Below are 20188 nucleotides of genomic sequence, written 5' to 3'. Positions count from 1 at the left end.
GTTACGCCCTGCTCTTCATTAGGTCATTTTTCTAGGCTCTGTTTCATCATAGGAAGTTAGCCCAATTACTTGGAAAGATTTATCATCGATAGCAACCCAGTAATTGAGTTGGGTAATTCCACTGTTTGAAAACCATTGAGCATATTTATCTCGATATAAACTTGCCACTAGCGATGAACTATCACTACTATTACTCACGCCTGGGAAAACTTCCTCTCTTAAGTGAATTGCTTGCTCCAAGGTTGCTATCGATAATGATTCAATGTACATAGCACTAGTCACTCAAGCTTAAAGTAACCATATCTATATCTAGGCTACTATCTCAATTAATCTGTAAATTTTTTGGTGAGCAAGCAGACTTAAATGGGAACCATCATTGCTGCCATTCTCCCTCTTCATCCCGAAGGACTAATTCTACCCTAGTTTTCATACCTAATTTGCTTTTCCTCTTTCAATTTGTTTTTCTTAGTTGAGGATGGCACCAAATCGAAACGAAATACGAGCAAGTCCTGAATCTGAATGCTGTTTTCGTAGCTTGGTTGAGGTAAATACCAAAAGTCAGTCCTGGCGCACATGATCCATCCGAAATCCGCACTTTTGATAAAAAGCAATGTTGGCGATACTTGAATTAGACGTGCCGACGAGTATCTGTCTCTTACCGCGTTGCCTCGCCTCTTTAATCAACCAAGCTACGAACTCTTTACCTAATCCCTGCCTTTGAAAGTCACAGGCTATACCAAGTTCCATAATTTCGCAGGGGTCGCTGCGCCATTTCATCGTTGCTGCACCAACCAAGTGTTCGCTGTCGTCCATGCAATATACAGCATCGACGAGGTTAGCAAGCCCCCGTCGCAGCGCACGCTCCGATTGTTCTGCCAACAGTAGTATTGGAATTAGCGCCTCAAGTTCGTCGTCACGAGCTTGTCGAATAGCGATCGCCATTCATATTCCCCTTTAATCACAATTTATTTAGGACTTACGCAACTGGCACAAGTGATAGTGGCAGTTGCATAAGTCTTATTATAAAAGTGAAATATTTTCTATCTGCTTACTCTGGAAGGTTCAACCCACTCATCCCAAGAGCTATCGTAGCCATCATAAGTAATTTTATAAAGATCGTTACTAACTTCTAAAACCTGCCCTGGATACCATTTTCCCTTCCACAAAATTCTCACTGCATCTCCAGCTTGAAATGATGCCCGAAAGCGTGCAGTACCAACCCATTCATTCCAGGAACTATCATAACCATCGTAGGTAATATAGCATTTCTCATCATTAACTTTAAGTACCGTTGCTGGATACCATCTTTCCTTCCAAAGAACCTCAGCCTTTTGTCCTACAGAACAGGGTGAAGCAGCAAAAGCACTGGGAATTAATGTTCCTACCCAAGTTGCCATGAATATAGCGCCAAACAATACTTTATTTTTCATGATTCTTTCTAACCTCAAACAGTAAAACCAAATTTTGATGATGATTTCTGGAAATCTACTTCAAAATTTGCAACTAACTGTTACTATTTTCGTGGGATTTGTTTCGCAATCGCCTCAGCAAAAATTAGGAATTTCTGCTGCCAAATGTGAAGATAGCACCGCAGGATTCCGCATTTAAAAATAACAGTAGTTACTGATTTTACAAATTTGATATCAATGGATAGTAGTGGTTATACCAAAGCTGAATTCCACACGTTATTCATTAGATATCTTGCAAAAATAATTCCCTAACAGCCCACCTCATAATCCTCTCCCTTTACTAAAGCTACAATGTACACACAAGTCGAATTACCCCCTTAATCCCCCCTTGTTAAGGGGGGAAACAAGAAATCTAGTTCCCTCCCCTTTATAAGGGAAGGGTTAGGGTGGGGTTGTTATTGTTTATTTTTTAATTCCCCTTTCTAAATCTAATTTCATAAAGTCCTAGCAAACTTGCTGCTACTAGCAAAGGTAAGAAATAATAGACTCCCCGATAAGCTAACATTGAACCCAAAACTGCCGCCGCCGAAACTTTTGAGGAGATAATCAGCAAAATTATAGTTTCAAATACTCCCAAACCACCGGGGACATTACTGACAACACCTGCAAACATCGCTAGTAAATAAATGCCCAAAAAGTCTAAATATGACAAAGATATATTGCTAGGAAGTAAAATATAAAGAACTGCAGCCGCAAGAATCCAGTCAAAACTAGAAATTGCTATTTGAGCCAGAGATATTTTCAAAGAAGGAAATCGAAATTCATCTCCACGAATTATTAATGGTTGTTTAATAAAAATACTTCCTAGTAAATAAACCGCAACTAATAGTAGAAAAATTACGCCGATGGGACGCACAGTAGCAAAAGGTAAATGTAATTGAGTAGGAATCTTCAGGGGGTTGATGAGGAACAATAAACCTGCAACGGCAAACATCCCCAACCAAAAAGTGAAATTGGCGAAAGCAATTACTTGAGCGATCGCAACTGCTGAAACTCCCCAAGTTGAGTAAAATCGATAACGGATAGCACTGCCAGTCAGCAAAGCAAAACCGATGGTATTACTAAATGCAGAGCTAATAAAGTTAGTGAAAGCTATCTTATTCCAACTTAGGGAGCGATTAATGTAGTTAAAACCTAAGATATCGTACCCAATCATCACTACATAGCCCAAAGCTGTCAGCCAAATTGCCCAGCTTAAGCGACTTTTGGGAATAGCAGCTAGAGAGTTGAGGATATCACGATAATTATACTGACGTAATTCGTTAGCGATCGCCCACAGGGAGAGCAGCAGCAGCAACAAGCCAAACAAAGAACTGAAATTGAGTCGCAGCTTTTTAAGCATCATGAAGAAACTCATCCTAAGTCTTGACTTTTAATTTACAACCAGTCGTAAAGTTTCCATCTTGTTGACACAGCGTTGACATACCGTTTGCATAAGCTTTTGAAGGCAAGCAACGACTAACTACCCCATGCCCAATGCCTTTCAAAGATGAACTACAAACAATCTAAAATTCTCTTGTTATTTTCAGTATTAACCCTCGTTGGCTGTAATTTCTCCCAAGGTGTCGTCGCAAAATCACCGCAACAGCAGGATTTACAAACAAAGCCTTCCATTCTTCCAACCCAGCGCAATACTAGCAACTCAGCGACTCTCCTAACCTATAAAATTGAAACTTACGATAGTCAAGCAATGGGTGCAAGTCGCACTTATGGCGTTTCTTTACCTCCTGGCTATGAGCAAAACCCAAAACAAAGGTATCCTGTAATCTTTCTCCTCCACGGTGGACATGGTAATCCCAGTGATTGGTTTATTCAGAATAAGGGACAAGCTCTCAAGACTGTAGAACAACTTTATACTACAGGTAAGTTGCCACCCAGCATCATCATTACACCAGATGGCAATGACAAACGTGGCTCTAGTCCCTACCGAGATCCCGAATATATCGATGGACCTAACGGTAAAGTCTCTACAGCCGTAGGCGATGAGTTAGTAAAAGTTATCCAAAGCCGTTATCGTACAATCAATAATCCCGATTTTTGGGCGATAGGTGGTTTATCTTCTGGTGGTTGGGGAGCAATCAATGTGGGATTACACAACCTAGATCGTTTCTCGATTTTATTTAGTCATAGTGGTTATTTTCAAGATAAAAGTGGCCCAGCCAATAGCCCAATATCTTATATCAAAACCATTCCCCTACAAGCTCAAAAAAAGTTGAAAATATACCTAGATTCTGGTACATCAGATACTGATGAGATCGCGGAAGCAGAGCGATTTAGCAAAGTACTAAACAATCTGAAAATTTATAATTCATTTCGTCAGTTCCCTGGCAGTCACACTTGGCAATACTGGCGGAAACATTTAGCAAATTCATTGACATTTGTCGGCGAACAATTTCGAGCTTCTGAAACAGCAAACATGGCTGATAATTTAAATATTAATCAAAAAAAGTAATTGAAATCATTAAAAATCCCTACGATCAATAATACTACTTTGCAAAACAGTTGATATTTAAACATTAATGTGAAAAACTTTACTGCAATTTTTCAGCAGATTAATTATAGTAAGTTCTAACGGAGGTGATTTTTTTACCTTTAAAATAGTATGAAGATTTATAAACTGTTAATTGGCTTAGTAGGAGCGATCGCACTCTTCACTGGCGCAGGTTATTATTATGTATTCATCTTAGGTGCGCCACAACTAGACCCACCCAAAAAAACGGCAAATACTGGGCTAAAGTTTCAATTAGCAACCTTCAACTCCCAAGCGATGGGTGCAGTCCGTAACTACGGCGTGATTTTGCCCCCTAGCTATAGCAAAAATCCGCAAAAGCGCTACCCTGTGATATTCTTACTGCATGGTGGTCATGATGATGCTCGTGCTTATGCTGATAAATACGCACTCTTAAATGTATTGCATGAACTTTATCAAAGTGGAAAATTACCGCCATCGATTGTGATTACCCCTGATGGTAATGATAATCGCGGTTCTAGTCCTTTATACGACCCCAATTACTTTGATGGGCCGAATGGCAAAGTGGGCACTTTGATTGGTTCAGAATTAGTACAAGTTGTCAAGTCGCGCTACCGCACTTTGAAAGAACCCCAATTTTGGGCGCTAGGAGGTTTATCTTCTGGAGGATGGGGGGCATTTAATATCGGATTACGCTATCTCAATAACTTCCAGATTTTGTTTAGCCACAGTGGTTACTTTACAGATGACAGCGGTTCACAAAATAGTCCTCAACAAATTGTGCAACAGCTAACAGTTCAAGATAGGAAGCGATTGCGTGTTTACCTAGATGCTGGTTTGAACGATACTAATTTGCTAGCTTCCACCAAAGCCTTCAACGAAACCTTAAATAAATTAGGCATTGCTCACGTATTTTATGCATTTCCCGGAGGTCATGGTTTGTCTGGTGCTAATGTAGGTTGGAACTACTTCCACAAACATCTCAAAGATTCCCTCTCTTATGTCGGAGAACAGTTTAAACAATTAGGAGTTAAGAGTTAAGAGTTTTAACGCCAAAACAAATGACCAATACAACTCTTGGAGAGGCTGCGCCAACGGCTACGCGGTAGTTGAGCGCAGTCGAAACTCAGTACAAATGACCAATGACAAATGACCAATGACAAATAATTTAAAAACTAAGATTGGACTTTGGAGTGCAGTTTTTCTAACAGGTTTAGTCGGAGTAGTAAATTTATTATCAGCAGTGACACCTAACCTGTATGGGCGGACTCACTGGTTAAAGGAATTTTTACCGTTTGAAATTCGCGCCAGCGGTCACATATTCGCAGCATTGACTGGGTTTGTTTTATTAACACTCGCTACTAATTTATTACGCCGGAAAAGAATAGCCTGGTTATTGACCATTGCTTTACTAGTAATTTCTATTTGCAGCCACTTGCTGAAGGGACTGGACTATGAAGAAAGTCTACTCTCTGGAGTTTTGCTAGTGCAATTAATTTTGATGCGCCATTTTTTCACGGCGCAATCAGACCGTCCTTCCATTGCACGGGGAGTCAGAGTGCTGATAGGCGCTTTATTATTTACCCTGGCATACGGAACTATTGGATTTTACTTGTTAGACGGCAAATTTTCAGAAAATTTTAATTGGCGGGAAGCGATAGTTCAGACTTTGGCGATGTTCTTCACCGAGGATAATTGGGGACTGCAACCAAAGAGTCGATTTGGAGAATTTTTTGCTAATTCTATCTATATTATTGCCGCAGGTACTATTACTTATGCAATAGTAATGCTGTTGCAACCTGTATTTTGGCGCAATCTAACAACTACAAATGAGCAACGAAGAGTTAAAGAAATTGTCGAGCAATATGGATGTTCTTCTTTAGCTGCGCTTACACTTTTAAATGATAAAAGTTATTATTTCAGTCCTTCGGGTAATAGTGTAATTGCTTATGTTCCCAAAGGACGGGGTGCGATCGCATTAGGAGATCCCATCGGCCCCATTGAAGACCGCAAAGAGACAATTATTGCTTTCCAGCAGTTTTGCCAGCGTAACGACTGGTATCCTGGCTTTTACCAAACTATGCCTGATGATGTAGAGCTTTACAAGTCATTGGGGTTTAAGGTACTCAAGATTGGAGAGGAAGCGATCGTTGACTTAAAAAGTTTTACGTTACAAGGTAAAGCCGGTAAAAACTTTAGACCATCAATTAGTCGTTTAACTAAGCTAGGATACCAAATTGACTTTTACCAACCACCCATCGCCAATGATTTATTGCACCGACTCAAATCTGTAAGTGATGAATGGTTGAAAATGGTACAAGGTTCAGAAAAACAATTTTCTTTGGGTTGGTTTGACGAAGCTTACCTGCGAGAGTGCGAGATTGCTGTGGTGCATAATCCTGAAGGTCAGATTAGCGCCTTTGCCAACATTATCCGGGAGTATCAACTTAACGAAGCGACTATTGACCTGATGCGACATCGCTCATCTCTTGAAAATGGCACAATGGACTTTCTATTTATTTCCCTGCTCCAGCATTTTAAAGAGAATGGCTACGACAGCTTTAATTTCGGTCTTTCTGCGCTTGCTGGAGTTGGAGATAACCCGGAATCACGCCGCTTGGAGAAAGTATTGCACTATCTTTACGAGCATTTGAATCGTTTCTACAACTTCAAGGGACTGCACGCCTACAAAGACAAGTTCCGCCCCCGTTGGGAACCGCGTTACTTGGTTTACCCCAGTTTAGCTGCCTTACCAGATGTAGTTGTAGCATTGATTCGCGCAGATTCAGGCGATCGCCTCTTCGATTATTTTAAACCCGGAGCCTAAATGTGCGCTCAAAAAATTCGCAATGATTTTGACTGAATTGCCCTATACCATAACACCTCATTGCACAACGATATCTACTAGGGACTACGCCGACACAACTTGGTATTTTTATGATACAATTGTACTATAAAAGTATGAATGTCTGATAAGTATGCAACGCGAAGTACAGTTTTGCCTAAGTTCGTAGCGAATAGACTCAAACAAACTTTGCGCTCCTCTGCGTTTAAACTTAAACCCTCAATTATCCACGAATTTACCAAACTGTGTACAAAGCTTGGTAATCAAATCATTATGTGTTTTTACTTGAAATTAGTACGGTTATAAAAGCTTATTGTGGAATATTAATAGACTTCAATAACCGTTGCTATAAAAGATTATTGACCTTTATATGGAAGGTGGCAATATGACAAAGAATCAGATTTCTCTAGTAGAACTAATCAAAATTTTTGCCGAATATCGCAACAATATTATCGTCAACATCAAACACCTACAAGAACATTATCAAAGAACAGGTGTTAAGCGTATTAGAGGTGTTAGAAACGAAAATGGAGAACTGTTACAACCTTGGTTAACAACAGAATATATAGATAATGCTGAGTATGTTGGTATGGGCGAGTTTCAGTTTAGCCGCAACGCTGCTACTATCAATATGCTTGTTAAACGTAGAGTTAAACTTGCCAAATTTGAAGATCAAACTCCTACTATTGAAATAGCAGGCTTGTTAGTAAATGACCTCAATACCTTTAATAATTACACGATTGTAAGTGACGGCAAAATCAATGTAAAGTCCTTACAGGTCAAAATTAGTAGTAAAAAATTCTTTGATTTACTCAAACAAAAAGGCATACTGGATGCAGAAGAATTTGACTTTCGGGCAGAATATACGATTCAGTTAGATAACTTGCCACTTGTAGCTGCTAATAGTCGTTACAGCAGTATTGATGGACTATTCGATGAACTGGCAGAAATTAAAGTACTGACTAGTATTATTTGCGCTCACTTAAAAAGAGAATCAGATGTATTTATCGAGGCGCAGTTAGATGAGTTTAAAAAGCACTATCTATCTAAGAATACTTACATCAACTTTCCTACAACCAATGAATACACTGACATCAACGAAGCTTTAGCTAATGGTACTCTTGACTCAAAGTTGAGTTATAAAATCGATATTGGTAGTCAATATATTCTGAACCTGAGTAAGTTACCTTCTGCTAACAAGTTTCTCAATAGAATGTATCGTTTTTATGACAAAGAAACTGGAGAAATTATCATTAAGCCAAGTTTCGAGATGGCATTTAATCGGAATCTCGCTGTTAGGCACAGATTACTTTCATCACGTACCAAGATTACAAAAGTTGACGAATTGATGAAACCAATTTTTGATGATTTTCTTGGGCTTGAGCAAAATGGTATTGTTGGAGATATTCTTAAAAAAGTTGGTGCTGATAGTTTGGCGCAGTTATTGCAGGACAAACAAGCTGGTAAGCAGATAAACAAAGAAGAAATGGTTGCAGCTTTAACAGTCGCAAATAAAAAGTTAGAACAATATGCAGAAAATATCTACCAAGATAAAATATCTCCCTTAGTATTTTACATTGGTTCTACTGGACTATTGCCAGATCAAATGGAAGCCAAAGCCATGACTGCTGATGAAGCTGCTGCTAAATACCCAAATTTGCAATTTTCTAAAGATGAGCAAGAAGGTACTTTTTTTGCAGTTGGTGGTAGTATTATCAGCATTTATACCAAGACTGAATATTACAGCAAAACGGTAGCTATCCTAAATCAATTTTGATTTGATCCAAAAAATCCCCGACTTCTTTGAGAAGTCGGGGATCCATGGCTTACAATTATCACAAAGAAAAGAGGATTAGTATTATTAATCTCAGTTGATTTAATAACTTAAAAAAACATTTCATAACACTTGAAGTATTTTAAAACTTGGTAGGAACTACCTATTTATTTTATTTTTTAGTATATAAAAATTTAATTCCTGAGTTAGTGATTTAATTAAAGGTATAAAAAACTACCGAAAAAATAATAAATAACAGCATCTATAGTTTTATGTTTCTTGACTCAAAACAGAGTCGCTATTGTCTTGTTATTTGGGTATATCACTTTGCAAAGTTAATTTTATTACCTGATATAGCAATAGATTTACTAATAATCTTTAAGAAAATTACGCAGAAATCAGCTTCAATGAGACAATCTGACCTAATCTTCTCAACCTAAAGGAAGACATGAACGATCGCACAAAGGCTCTCCAGGCTCTCGCCGCTGAACGTTGGCGGGTATCCTTGATTCTGACTGGAGCCATGATGTTTATTTACTTTGGCTTTATCCTATTAATCGCGTTCAATAAGCCCCTGCTGGGGTCATTAGTAGTTCCTGGTCTGAGCCTGGGAATTTTACTAGGGGCGCTGGTAATTATCTCAGCATGGGTATTAATTTTTATCTACGTGCGTTGGGCAAATAGTAGTTACGACGACCAAATCGCAAGGCTGAAACGCAAATGAAGAGTGCTGAGTTAAAAGTGCTGTTAGCGGGGCATTTAGCCCGTGCTGAGTAGTATTTGACTCACTCAGCACTGAGTAAGGCGAATTAGCTATTAGCAATTTCTAGTCCCAAATTCAAAAATACTAAACCAAAAAAGCATGAATAGTGTGTGGTTCAATCTGCCACTGGCGGCGGATATTACCAGTCTTGGTCACTTTAACCCGTTAGCGATCGCTTTCTTTCTTCTGTTTGTTGTAAGTTCTTTAGGCATTACCTATTGGGCGGCAAAGCTTACTAAAAATACGGCACAGTTCTATACAGCTGGTGGTAAAATCAGCGGTTTCCAAAATGGGCTGGCCCTAGCAGGAGACTTCATGAGTGCAGCTAGCTTTTTAGGTATCGCTGGGCTGGTGGCACTCAACGGCTTTGACGGCTTAATTTATTCTATCGGCTTCCTGGTGGGCTGGCCGATTGTTATGTTCCTAATTGCCGAACCACTACGTAATTTAGGTAAATACACTTTTGCCGATGTAGTGGCTTTTCGCTTGCAGCAAAAACCTGTACGTATTGCATCTGCAATTGGAACGCTAGTAGTAATTAGCTTTTACTTAATTGCCCAGATGGTAGGTGCTGGGGAATTAATCAAACTACTGTTTGGCTTTGATTATGAATTAGCTGTGGTCATCGTCGGTTGTGTGATGATGGCTTATGTGATTTTTGGCGGGATGATTGCCACCACTTGGGTACAAATTATCAAAGCAGTTTTGTTGCTCGGCGGAACTGTCTTACTAGCTATCTTGGTACTAGCACGATTTGGCTTTAACCCGATCGCTCTTTTCGCTGCTGCATCTGAAAAGTATACAGGTGTATTAGCTCCAGGCAAACTGGTTTCCGATCCCTTTGATGCGATTTCTTTGGGGATGTCGTTGATGTTCGGCACTGCTGGACTACCACACATTCTGATGCGTTTCTATACAGTACCCGACGCCAAAGCAGCGCGGCTCTCTGTTACTTATGCCACAGCTATTATTGGCGTTTTTTATCTCCTTACCTTTATTCTGGGCTTTGGAGCTATGGTGTTAGTAGGTCAAGATGCCATCAAGCAAATTGGTACTGGTGGTAATATGGCTGCGCCGATGTTGGCAGAATTTCTTGGCGGTGATGCTTTCTTAGGTTTTATTGCCGCTGTTTCTTTTGCAACGATTTTGGCGGTTGTTGCTGGGTTGACACTTTCAGGTGCAGCTGCATTGTCCCACGATTTGTGGGTGAACGTGGTGCGCTCTGGCCATGCTGACGAGTCAGAACAATTGAAGGTGGCTCGTGGTGCGACAATGCTTTTGGGATTAGTGGCAATATTTCTGGGTATCTTGTTTAAAGGACAAAACGTAGCTTATATGGTAGGTTTAGCATTTGCGATCGCTGCGAGTGCAAACTTCCCAGCGTTGCTCTTATCCATGCTGTGGCGACGCTTCACAACCAATGGTGCAGTTGCAAGTATGTTAGTAGGAACTGTCTCCTCTTTAGTGCTGATTTATTTGTCACCTACTATTCAAGTAACGATTCTCAAGCACGCTTCTGCACCCTTTCCCCTAAAAAATCCTGGATTAATAAGCATCCCACTGGCGTTTATTGTGGCGATTGTCGTTTCACTATTGAGTACTGAACAGCTGGCACAGGAAAAATTTGCGGAAGTTGAGGATCGCATTCACATTGGTTCTGGGATGTGATTTTGTCATTTGTCATTTGTCATTTGTCATTGGGTAAAGAGGTAGAGGTGCAGGGAAAAGTATACAGAGGAGAGGAATTTCCCCCTGCTCCTCTGCTCCTCTGTTCCCCTGCTCCCTGCCCCTCTGCTACTGCCCAAGTTCTTTGATGTTATTCATCACTTGTTGGTATAAGTCGTTGTTACCTTGACTTTGAAAAATGTTTGCTGCTTGTTGTAAGTCCTTGAGCGCCCCCTGTTTGTCTCCATTGGTGGCGCGGGCATTTCCTCGGTTATTGTAGGCAGGGGCAAAGTTACGATTGAGGCTAATGGCTTGATTGTAATCTGCGATCGCACCCTTGGGATCTCCATTGGCAGCACGGGCATTTCCTCGATTATTATAAGCGATCGCATATTTGGGGTTAAGCAGAATCGCTTGATCAAGATCGTCTATTGCCCCTTTTTTGTCTCCATTGGTGGCGCGGGCATTTCCTCGGTTATTGTAGGCTTCGGCATAGTTGGGATTGAGGCGAATTGCTTCACTGTAATCTTTAACTGCTTCTCTGTTGTTTCCCAGTGAGGCGCGGGCATTCCCCAAGTTATTGTGGGCTTCGGCGTCGTTAGGATTGATGCGGAGTGCTTGATTGTAATCTGCGATCGCTTTTTCCTTGTCTCCCAAATCAAAATAGGCTAATCCTCGCGCGTTGTAGGCAGCGCCATACTGAGAATTTTGACTAATTGCCTTACTATAAGAAGTGATCGCAGCTTGCAAGTCGCCGTTTAAATGCTGATTCTTTCCCTGAAGATAAAATTCCCCACCTCTGGATGTTGTAGCTGAACGACGGCTAGGTTGACTAACTCCTATTTCTGTCACCAATACATTGTCATTCTTACTACAAGAAATACTGCTAATTGCAGTCAATGTAGTAAAAATAGCTATGGTAAATAAAGTATTTACCCTTGTTCGCTTTTGCCCAAATAAACGCCGTCTCATAAGTTAATATAAACTGCCATCATACCTGAACGGAATTAGTACCAAAATCTAGATTTTAATTCTTTAACTCAATAACTATTCTAATTTTTGATAGGCCTTTAAAGTTAATTGACAATTTTCCCTAATATTTTATATATTTATCAGAGAAAAAAGCAGGAAATAATTATTAAGTTTCAATATTTCTTCTTCACAATAACTCTATAAACTCTGACATTTGTAGCCTGATGAACAATTTACTCATCCTCAGCTTCACTCTCTTGAGTTTTGGAAATTAGCCGCCAAGACGTATTTTTGTCAATATCTACAGACAATTGTTCCAGATTTTTTCCTAAATCCTTTTGGAGCTTCTGAGTTAGTGTGATTGAAAAATCTAAATTAATACCTTGAGTTTGTGCTATCTTTGCCAATTCTGTAAATGCAGCTTTGACTGTTGTACGCTCATAACTAGTCAGCTTATAATTAGAAGTTTCAGATATATTTTGAGCTTGCATAGCTTTTTTCATACGTTCTTGCAAATGCTCAAATTCTGAATTCAACGACTTCCATTGCTGTTCAAGTTCCGAGTATCTAGTACTTAGTGATATTAAATCTTCCGTTGCAGGTTCGGGGCTGGCTTGGGCTTGTAAGCCTAACAAGTTTAGGTGAATTTGAGCAAGATAAATGCAGTCTAGGTAAGCATACTCTATCTGTTCTTCAGTCAGAGGGCGTTTTCCCCAATCACTTTTTTGTTCTTGTTTATCGATATTATTAAAGCTACAAAGTGCTGTCGCTATTGTCTTGAGTTGGTAGTTAGGTAATGGCAAAAGATAGTAGGGAATTTTTTTGGCCATTTCCAAAGTGCAAGTAATATTTTTGGCTTTCTTGCTACCGAGAAATTTTAGATCGTAACTGGCATTGTGAAAAACTTTTTCAATGGCAGAATCTATCATAATTTGGTCAATAAATTCAGCTATAATAGTAGGCTGATCTAAGACATCTAAAAGATAGACGCGATCGCCACTCATATCTTGAGGATTATCTAATACCTGAATCAGCGATAATCGGGGATTACGACTTTTATAGTCAGCGACTTCTGTATCTATCCACAGTGTTTTAGCGTTTGTATATTCAGCAACAATGGCACGAATTTCGCTAGCCGAAGTAAGGTAGGGCATTGGCTAATATTTCCTGATATTTAAGGCATTGTAAGTAAGCCATAGTTTTATAAAGTAACATTTTGTTGGTAAGAATGCTTATACAGGATTGCAAAAAGGCTGAAGTTTGAAATTCGTCATAGATATCGCCAAATTAACTCAAATCTGATAACATCGAGTCACTACTGTGGAGTGGCATAGTCTACCATCAAAACAGCTACTCAGCATCTACATTAAATTCATAGAGAGCCACAGACTGTGAGTAAAGCCATACTGGTTATCAGCCGTCAGGAAAATTGAATTGGAATTTCTCAAAACTGGGTGCAAAATCTTAGTTTCAAGAAATCGTCCAAATTTCAATTTTCAGTAACCTGAGCTATTGCTTAAGCATTTTTGCTACTTCACTTTTAATTGTTTTTTTAAATTTGCTCCTCATCATCACACACACCTCAATTAACCGCTTCAAGTACTCAATTCGGAGATAGATAATGAAAAAGCTAATTCTATTAGTAGTTAGTAGCATTTTGGTAGTTGGTACTTTTGGCTGCCAAGAGGCTCCTAAAACTGGTTCAGAAACTCCTAGCACAACTAATGAAGCCGCTCAAGCACCAGCCAAACCAGCTTCGCAGACAAATCAAACTGCCAAAGTTCCAGAAACACCAACTACTCCTTTAGCAGCTAATACAGGTACGAAAGTTAAAACCGCTCCTGAAAAAACGGCAGCAACAAAAGCTAAGAGCGATTTAAAAACTGAAGTTAGCGCAAAGTTGAATAAAGGTTTACCAGGCAACAAGTTACAAGTTGAAAACAAAGAGGGTGAAATTATCCTCAAAGGTACAGCCGCTTCTGCTGAAGAACTCAAGAAAGCTGAAACCTTAGCTAAAGAAGTTCAAGGTGTGAAGACAGTGAAGGTAGAAGCAAAAGTTGATAGTGTGAAAAAGCCATAAAAGAATAACTGAAGCTTTTAGTTAGCAGCGGCATAAAAGCCAACCAGAGACTTGCATCTGTGTAAGTCTCTGTTTTTGCTATAGCTATTTTCAAGTAAATAGACCAGGCGGTAGAGGCACAAGGCCTTGCATTGATGTCAACTTAACTAAAAGCCTTTTCAAATCTCGTTTCCAGCCTCTGGGCTGGAAATGCACTTCAATTGCGGCTCTGCCGCCAGCAAGGGAGGCGGCAGCCCCAAGGACGGCATTCCCAGTCAGATACTATTGGTGACAACTTAAGACAAAAGTAATGTCAACAGGTGCATCAAGGGAAAAAACGATGGCAAATCCAAGAGTCGGAAACCCAGATCACAAGCGGGATAGAAACATGCCAGCGCCAGAAAACGAAGTAATCGCCGCGTGGATGGAAGAGCTATTAACACCACTGGTATACAATCAACTGTCCTATTACCAGCAGTTGGGGCTACGCGACCGGATTCTGGGTTTACCTCTAATGGTGGCAGCAGTATTAACACTACTGTGGCGACAAGTACCATCGGTGCGCGAGTTACATCGGTTATTAAATCGAGAAGACAAATTGATTGTGCAAAGCGACTTGCGTATCGCAACAAGCATTGTCTAACGTTGTTAAATATCAACTCAAATCTCAACAGCGAGACACTTTGGACTTATCTCCACACCCCACTTGACATTTTGGCGATCGCTTTAAGTTGTCACCAATAGGCACAGCCTGGGAACGAGGCATTTAATTTGTCAAGGAAAGAAGAGAAATTGAAGAATTTATTTACCTCAAGGTTAAGTGCGATCAACGAGACTAACGATCGCTGCGGCTAAATCCACTGGATCGACGGGTTTAGGTAAGTGTTTTTGGAATCCTGCTGCCATTGCTTGGTTGTAGTTAATTTCTCCTGCATAAGCAGTCAAAGCGATCGCGGGAATTTGTCCGCCTTGCTCTGGCGGTAATTTTCTCACTTCGCGTAGCAACATATACCCATCCATGATGGGCATTCCAATATCGCTTAAGAGGATATCTGGCTGGGATTGCACTAATGTTTGCAGCGCTTCATCTGCTGATTCAACTGCCGTTACTGTCGCGCCATATTGTTCCAGCGCAAAGCTAAAAAATTCTCGCACATCGGCTTGATCGTCCACAAGCAGAATTTGCACTCCAGCAAGTAATGTCTCCTCAGTCTCGAGTTCTGCTTGAGAAGCCTCACTACTGCTAAATCGCAACTCAGAATTTTTGAGCAGAGGTAGTTTGACTGTGAAGGTAGCCCCTTGTCCTTCTCCCAAACTCTCTGCCTGAACTGTGCCACCATGAAGTTCTACTAAATGACGCACAATTGCCAGTCCCAATCCCAGTCCACCAAATACTCTGGTTGTTTTAGCATCTGCTTGCCGAAAGTAATCAAAGACGTAGGGCAAAAAGTCTGGGTTGATTCCTTTACCTGTATCAATTACCTGGATTTGGGCATCTAAACCAACTTGCTGTAGACGCACTTCTACAAGTCCATCTGTGGGTGTGAATTTAACGGCATTGGAGAGGAGATTCCACATTACTTGTTGCAAGCGATCGCCATCGCCGAGAACTTTGCCGATATCATTACTTAACACCGTTTGAATTTGAATCGATTTGGCTTCTGCTGCCAAACGCACCGTTTCTAGTGCAGATGCGATCGCTATTTTCAAATCCACTGCATGGAGATTTAAGCTGACTTTACCTTGCAAAATCCGCGAAACATCAAGTAAATCTCCAATCAATTGGGTTTGTAACTTGGCATTCCGCTCGATTGTTTCTAATGCTCGGATTTTAGTAGCTTCGTCGAACTTGCGGGTTCTGAGTAACTTTGCCCACCCTAAAATCGGATTCAAGGGAGTTCGGAGTTCGTGAGAAAGGACAGCGAGAAATTCATCTTTAATCCGGTTGGCTGTTTCGGCTTGTGCCCTAGCTGTCTTTTCAGCTTCGTAAAGTTGAGCGCGGGCGATGGCTTGCGCACACTGCTGTGCCAGTGTCAACATAAATCCCCGGTCTTCTTCGTTAAATATTTGAAGAGGAGTAAAGCTTAATCCCAAAGCCCCAATTACTTTACCTTCTACTATCAAGGGAATGGAAGCCCAAGCATTATTCGCTATAACAGTCACAACGTCTGCTAAGTCGGGATATCTAGCAATCATGGCTGCTAAATTTTCTAAAAAAATCGGCTGCCCAGTTCTGACTGTTTCTGCTATTTGGTTAGGTGCTGCGATTGGAAAACTTGTCCAAGTATTTATGAGCGTTTGCGGATAGCCAATTGCTTGCACAACTTTTAGGGTAGTATTTCCTTCAGTAAGTAAGACAACGGAACCACCAGTAGCTTCCAAGGCGGCAATGCCCTGGTTCACCACTACATCAGCCACCTGTTGGGGAGTTAGAGCTTCTGAGAAGGCAGCAGTTATTTTTTGTAAAAGTACTGTGCGATTGACAGACCGTTGAGTTTCCTGGTAGAGTCTGGCGTTGTCGATGGCTGTCGCCGCCCGCCGAGCAATATCTTCTGCTAAAGCCAAGTCTGTTTGTTGATAGTACCGACCAGATTCGGCGGTAAAAAAAGAGATTGCTCCAAATAATTGCCCGCGGGAACGAACTGGAATCACCATTAGAGAACGAATACCCAGATTTTGCAGCAATTGCAGATGTTCGTTGTCTTCAGACATCTGTAGAAGATGTGAGTCAGATAATTCGGGATAAAAGACAGATATTCCTAAGCGTAGCTGCCGTACAAGCTCTTTGGCTTTGGTTTTGGGTCGATAACGCCGTCGGATTTCGTCTAAAATATTTAGTTTTGTGGGATCGGCAATTGCGATCGCAATTTGTTTACTTGACCAATCTTCCTCAAAGACATCTACAATACACAAATCGGCTAAAGTTGGCACTGCTAGATTTGCCACATTTTCCAAGGTGATTTCATAATCTAATGAGGCAGCTAGTAAGGTGCTGGCTTCGACTAAAAAGTTTTGTGTGGCTTCAATTCGTTTGCGATGGCTAATATCCTCAATAATCCCTAATGCATACATAGGTTGTCCGTTAACATCCCAAACTGTTGATGAAGTTAGATTGACCCAAACTATGGAACCATCTTTGCAGATGTAGCGTTTCTCTAGGGAATAACCACTAATTTCTTTTGCTAAAACTCGCCCAGCATTTTCCAAATCAACTTCTAAGTCGTCAGGGTGGGTAATTTCCTGAAAGTTCATTTGAATTAACTCTTCTAGGCTATACCCAGTAATTTCGCACAGAGCAGGATTAACTTGCAGAAATTGTCCATCCAACGCTACGAGAGCAATACCGACAGCTGCTTGATTGAACATTGCCCGAAACCTTTCTTCGCTTTCTCGCAAAGCAACTTCTGTTTGCTTTGCTGCGGTAACATCTGCCAAAATAATTCCAATTCCTACCGTTTCACCCATTGCGTTACGAACTGGGTAATAGTTGCCCAGCCAGTAACCGTAACGTTCGGGTTGCTCCCTTGTCTCACCGCTGATTTCCATATTCAGCAGGGGTTCTCCAGTATCTAACACGCGCTGTAATTGTGGCTCTAACTCAGCCGCCATTGCTGGCAAGACTTCTCTAAATTTGCATCCTAGATGTTCTTCTATAGTTAAACCGTTAATGTCAGCGAAAACTTGATTAATGCGGATATATCGCAGTTCCCGATCCAAAAAGCATACGGCAACAGGAGCCGCTCCTAGTAACGCATCTAAAAGAGATAGAGATTCGGCATAATGGATTAAAGCTTGGTGGATGTCTCGATAAAGTTGGGCATTTTCCACTGCTAAGGCAACACGCTGGGTAATATCTGTTGCTAAAGTTAGGTCAGTGCGATCGTACCGACGGTCTGCTTGAGTGGTGACAAAGCTGATGGTGCCCAGTACTCGCCCTTTTGCAATTAACGGCACAATCATCACAGACTTCATCCCCAGTTGGCGAACAAGTTCTAAGTGTTCCTGATTCTGAGTACTTGCCACTAATAGCGAGTCAGATACCTCTGAGATTAATTCGCTTTGCCCGGTTTGCAGTACTTTGGTAATTGCGCTTGCACCCTTGTAATCTGTTGCATACTCCTGAAGTTTACGCGCCAACTCCGCTTTCGATGGGTCTGTATGGGCAATGGGTAGGCGGCGAATGGAACCATCTTCATTTAAAATATCGACGCTACACCAATCAGCAAGCTGGGGAACCGAGATTTTAGCGATCTGTTCTAAGGTTTGTTCATAATCTAGCGAAGTAGAGAGTAAACTACTAATTTGGGCGATATAGTGTAGTCTTTCCTCAGCCTGCTTGCGCTCTGTAATATCGACAACAAAAAAAGCTCCTCGATCTACAATCCCTTCAAAGCGGCTAGCACCTACCAAAATCGGGAAGCGTGAGCCGTTTTTATGGATATATTCCTTTTGATATGGTGTGCAAAAAGAACTGTCTTGAAGTTGAGTCAGTGCTTGCTTATCGAGTTGCCCGTACTCTGTAGGAGTTAAATCTTGCCAGTTAATTTTTCCAGAAACTAATTCTTCACGGGTATAACCCACCATATTCAGCAAGGCATCGTTTGCTTCTGTAATCCCCCCGTCTCTACTCCAGAAGCCAATACCAATCATGTTTGACTCAACTACACTGCGAAACTTAGCTTCGCTTTCCCGTAATGCTTGTTCAGTTTGTTTTAGTTGAGTAATATTCACAGCTGTACAGGTAATACCCTGAATGCTATTGTCTGCATCCTTTAGTGGTTCAACTAGCAAATCGTAGTAACAGTCTTCTCCATAAGTTGTCAGATAAACTTCTTGGCGGGTTGCAACACCAGTCTCTATTACCTTTAGCTTAATTCCCTTCAATTGCTCTGCTACTGAGGCTGGAAATAATTCATCATCAGACTTACCTAACATTTCCTCAGCAGTTTCTAGACCTTGAGGATTATGAATCCATTGATATCGCAAATCGCAATTCTGCTGAAAGACCACGATATCTGAACTACTTAATGCTAATCGAAATCTTTCTTCACTAACTCTTAGCTCTTGCAGATTTCTATCAGCTCGTATTTTTGCAGTTTTTAATCGCTCACATAAGATACTAAAGAGCAATCCTTGTAATGCAAACAACCCAATTCGCACAGAATTGGATAAGTCAAAACTCAGCTCATAAGCTGGAGGGAGAAAGAAGTAATCGCTTAGTAACGCAGACAAGAAAGTTGCTAACACCCCTGACTTCAAACCACCATACCAAGCACTCACCATTACAGCGCTAAAAAACAGCAAAAAAGGAGTTCCACTCATGCTTAACCAGGGGTCTAGCATCAACATTAGCACTAATGCAAGTGCAACAATTAATACAACGATGCCATAACGCAGTAACTGAGAATAATGAATATGGGGCATGAAAAGTTCTTAGAACAACCAATACTCATTGCAGAGGCTGTATATACCCTAAGCTAGTTTGCAAATTTTAGTAACTTATCTCCAGATAGATTTTTGCTGAGTTACAAAACCTCTTTTGCCAGAGGTTGATTTGTTAGCTATCTGATATAGAAAGTAAAAATTTAGTTCTATCCATCAAGATAAATGACGCTCTTTTACTCCCTTCCTTGCAGGTGAAATTTTTTGGAAATCGATCGTTACTTGATATACTACTATTTATTTGGTAGCAATCAATATTTAAATTTGAATGAATAAGTAAAATATTGATATTGCCAAGATATCTACTTCAGCATTTAGATATAATAACAATGCGATCGCCTACTTCTAGTTTCACTTTAACAAAATTTCTGTTTTTTTAATTAGCGCATCTGTTGCCATATTCACCAAACGATAAATATAGTTTGACTTGCTAGAAGATTCCGGTTGTGGTACTGACCTCTTCTGCTGAAGACTAGGATATGATCGAGAGTTACCAGCTTGGGGTAAATAGCTACATCGTCAAACCTGTCGATTTTGAACCAATACGGTTCAGTTAAGGCTAAAACTCTGTTACCAAAGTCGTTTTTTTAACGAACCGCCAAGGCGCAGAGAACGCAGAGAGAAGAAAGAGATGCTTAACTGAACTGTATTGGATTTTGAACAATTTAACCAAGCAGTCCAACAGCTTGATTTTTATTGGATTTTGTTTAATCAATTGCCAGTTTTGTA

Annotated in this window: 15 protein-coding genes and 1 pseudogene; 9 read left to right on the top strand and 7 right to left on the bottom strand. The window is 40.6% G+C overall.

Annotation, left to right across the window (positions count from 1 at the left end; genetic code table 11):
* Positions 1-18: 18 nt before the first annotated feature.
* The 3 genes from HWQ43_RS16875 to HWQ43_RS16865 all read right to left on the bottom strand — a co-directional run bounded on the left by HWQ43_RS16875 (position 19) and on the right by HWQ43_RS16865 (position 1430).
* Positions 19-270: a hypothetical protein gene (locus HWQ43_RS16875; protein WP_292736054.1), complete on the bottom strand. Its 252-nt coding sequence runs from the start codon at positions 268-270 to the stop codon at positions 19-21.
* 288 nt (positions 271-558) lie between these two features.
* Positions 559-942, bottom strand: coding sequence for an N-acetyltransferase (locus tag HWQ43_RS16870; RefSeq protein WP_292736051.1), 384 nt, complete (start codon positions 940-942; stop codon positions 559-561).
* Positions 943-1040: 98 nt separating this feature from the next.
* Positions 1041-1430: an agenet domain-containing protein gene (locus HWQ43_RS16865; protein ID WP_292736048.1), complete on the bottom strand. Its 390-nt coding sequence runs from the start codon at positions 1428-1430 to the stop codon at positions 1041-1043.
* A 37-nt stretch (positions 1431-1467) separates the two neighbouring features.
* Between HWQ43_RS16865 and HWQ43_RS16860 the strand changes: the two genes are divergently transcribed.
* The gene (locus tag HWQ43_RS16860; protein WP_292736045.1) at positions 1468-1608 is read left to right on the top strand and encodes a hypothetical protein; all 141 of its coding nucleotides are present in this window, start codon (positions 1468-1470) and stop codon (positions 1606-1608) included.
* A gap of 270 nt (positions 1609-1878) precedes the next feature.
* Here HWQ43_RS16860 and HWQ43_RS16855 read toward each other — a convergent pair whose 3' ends face one another.
* Positions 1879-2811, bottom strand: coding sequence for a lysylphosphatidylglycerol synthase domain-containing protein (locus HWQ43_RS16855; protein WP_292736060.1), 933 nt, complete (start codon positions 2809-2811; stop codon positions 1879-1881).
* Between the two features lie 147 nt (positions 2812-2958).
* On the opposite strand from HWQ43_RS16855, the gene HWQ43_RS16850 reads away from it, so the two are divergent.
* The 6 genes from HWQ43_RS16850 to HWQ43_RS16825 all read left to right on the top strand — a co-directional run bounded on the left by HWQ43_RS16850 (position 2959) and on the right by HWQ43_RS16825 (position 10989).
* Positions 2959-3921, top strand: a complete 963-nt coding sequence (locus HWQ43_RS16850) for an alpha/beta hydrolase-fold protein (RefSeq protein WP_292736042.1) — start codon at positions 2959-2961, stop codon at positions 3919-3921.
* 150 nt (positions 3922-4071) lie between these two features.
* Positions 4072-4980: an alpha/beta hydrolase-fold protein gene (locus tag HWQ43_RS16845; protein ID WP_292736040.1), complete on the top strand. Its 909-nt coding sequence runs from the start codon at positions 4072-4074 to the stop codon at positions 4978-4980.
* A 115-nt stretch (positions 4981-5095) separates the two neighbouring features.
* Positions 5096-6766, top strand: coding sequence for a phosphatidylglycerol lysyltransferase domain-containing protein (locus HWQ43_RS16840; RefSeq protein WP_292736037.1), 1671 nt, complete (start codon positions 5096-5098; stop codon positions 6764-6766).
* A gap of 403 nt (positions 6767-7169) precedes the next feature.
* Entirely contained in the window at positions 7170-8561 is a 1392-nt protein-coding gene (locus HWQ43_RS16835) for a hypothetical protein (RefSeq protein ID WP_292736034.1), read from the top strand.
* A 445-nt stretch (positions 8562-9006) separates the two neighbouring features.
* Positions 9007-9282, top strand: a complete 276-nt coding sequence (locus HWQ43_RS16830) for a DUF485 domain-containing protein (protein WP_292736031.1) — start codon at positions 9007-9009, stop codon at positions 9280-9282.
* A gap of 138 nt (positions 9283-9420) precedes the next feature.
* A complete protein-coding gene (locus HWQ43_RS16825; RefSeq protein ID WP_292736028.1) occupies positions 9421-10989 on the top strand; it encodes a sodium/solute symporter in 1569 nt (522 codons plus the stop codon).
* Between the two features lie 126 nt (positions 10990-11115).
* On the opposite strand, the gene HWQ43_RS16820 is transcribed toward HWQ43_RS16825, so the two are convergent.
* Together HWQ43_RS16820 and HWQ43_RS16815 are read right to left on the bottom strand one after the other, a co-directional pair.
* The gene (locus HWQ43_RS16820; protein WP_292736025.1) at positions 11116-11958 is read right to left on the bottom strand and encodes a tetratricopeptide repeat protein; all 843 of its coding nucleotides are present in this window, start codon (positions 11956-11958) and stop codon (positions 11116-11118) included.
* Positions 11959-12191: 233 nt separating this feature from the next.
* Complete coding sequence (locus HWQ43_RS16815) at positions 12192-13112, bottom strand: ribonuclease D (RefSeq protein WP_292736022.1); 921 nt, start codon at positions 13110-13112, stop codon at positions 12192-12194.
* 467 nt (positions 13113-13579) lie between these two features.
* Here HWQ43_RS16815 and HWQ43_RS16810 point away from each other — a divergent pair, with 467 nt between their 5' ends.
* Both HWQ43_RS16810 and HWQ43_RS16805 read left to right on the top strand, forming a co-directional pair.
* Positions 13580-14038 (top strand): BON domain-containing protein, encoded by a 459-nt coding sequence (locus HWQ43_RS16810; RefSeq protein ID WP_292736019.1) that lies wholly within the window; start codon positions 13580-13582, stop codon positions 14036-14038.
* A 367-nt stretch (positions 14039-14405) separates the two neighbouring features.
* Positions 14406-14658: pseudogene (locus tag HWQ43_RS16805) on the top strand (IS4 family transposase); the annotation flags it as partial.
* 175 nt (positions 14659-14833) lie between these two features.
* Here HWQ43_RS16805 and HWQ43_RS16800 read toward each other — a convergent pair.
* Positions 14834-19441: a PAS domain S-box protein gene (locus tag HWQ43_RS16800; protein ID WP_292736016.1), complete on the bottom strand. Its 4608-nt coding sequence runs from the start codon at positions 19439-19441 to the stop codon at positions 14834-14836.
* Positions 19442-20188: the final 747 nt, after the last annotated feature.

The sequence above is a fragment of the Nostoc sp. JL31 genome (genome assembly GCF_017114965.1).
Classification (GTDB): domain Bacteria; phylum Cyanobacteriota; class Cyanobacteriia; order Cyanobacteriales; family Nostocaceae; genus Nostoc; species Nostoc punctiforme_A.
This window is presented reverse-complemented; position numbering and strand designations above follow the sequence as displayed.

Excerpts from the sequence above, each read along its gene's own strand:
- HWQ43_RS16850 (WP_292736042.1), top strand. The coding sequence starts at position 2,959 with ATGAACTACAAACAATCTAAAATTCTCTTGTTATTTTCAGTATTAACC.
- HWQ43_RS16810 (WP_292736019.1), top strand. The coding sequence starts at position 13,580 with ATGAAAAAGCTAATTCTATTAGTAGTTAGTAGCATTTTGGTAGTTGGT.
- HWQ43_RS16830 (WP_292736031.1), top strand. The coding sequence starts at position 9,007 with ATGAACGATCGCACAAAGGCTCTCCAGGCTCTCGCCGCTGAACGTTGG.
- HWQ43_RS16845 (WP_292736040.1), top strand. The coding sequence starts at position 4,072 with ATGAAGATTTATAAACTGTTAATTGGCTTAGTAGGAGCGATCGCACTC.
- HWQ43_RS16875 (WP_292736054.1), bottom strand. The coding sequence starts at position 270 with ATGTACATTGAATCATTATCGATAGCAACCTTGGAGCAAGCAATTCAC.
- HWQ43_RS16865 (WP_292736048.1), bottom strand. The coding sequence starts at position 1,430 with ATGAAAAATAAAGTATTGTTTGGCGCTATATTCATGGCAACTTGGGTA.
- HWQ43_RS16800 (WP_292736016.1), bottom strand. The coding sequence starts at position 19,441 with ATGCCCCATATTCATTATTCTCAGTTACTGCGTTATGGCATCGTTGTA.
- HWQ43_RS16870 (WP_292736051.1), bottom strand. The coding sequence starts at position 942 with ATGGCGATCGCTATTCGACAAGCTCGTGACGACGAACTTGAGGCGCTA.
- HWQ43_RS16860 (WP_292736045.1), top strand. The coding sequence starts at position 1,468 with ATGATGATTTCTGGAAATCTACTTCAAAATTTGCAACTAACTGTTACT.
- HWQ43_RS16815 (WP_292736022.1), bottom strand. The coding sequence starts at position 13,112 with ATGCCCTACCTTACTTCGGCTAGCGAAATTCGTGCCATTGTTGCTGAA.
- HWQ43_RS16840 (WP_292736037.1), top strand. The coding sequence starts at position 5,096 with ATGACAAATAATTTAAAAACTAAGATTGGACTTTGGAGTGCAGTTTTT.
- HWQ43_RS16835 (WP_292736034.1), top strand. The coding sequence starts at position 7,170 with ATGACAAAGAATCAGATTTCTCTAGTAGAACTAATCAAAATTTTTGCC.
- HWQ43_RS16855 (WP_292736060.1), bottom strand. The coding sequence starts at position 2,811 with ATGCTTAAAAAGCTGCGACTCAATTTCAGTTCTTTGTTTGGCTTGTTG.
- HWQ43_RS16825 (WP_292736028.1), top strand. The coding sequence starts at position 9,421 with ATGAATAGTGTGTGGTTCAATCTGCCACTGGCGGCGGATATTACCAGT.
- HWQ43_RS16820 (WP_292736025.1), bottom strand. The coding sequence starts at position 11,958 with ATGAGACGGCGTTTATTTGGGCAAAAGCGAACAAGGGTAAATACTTTA.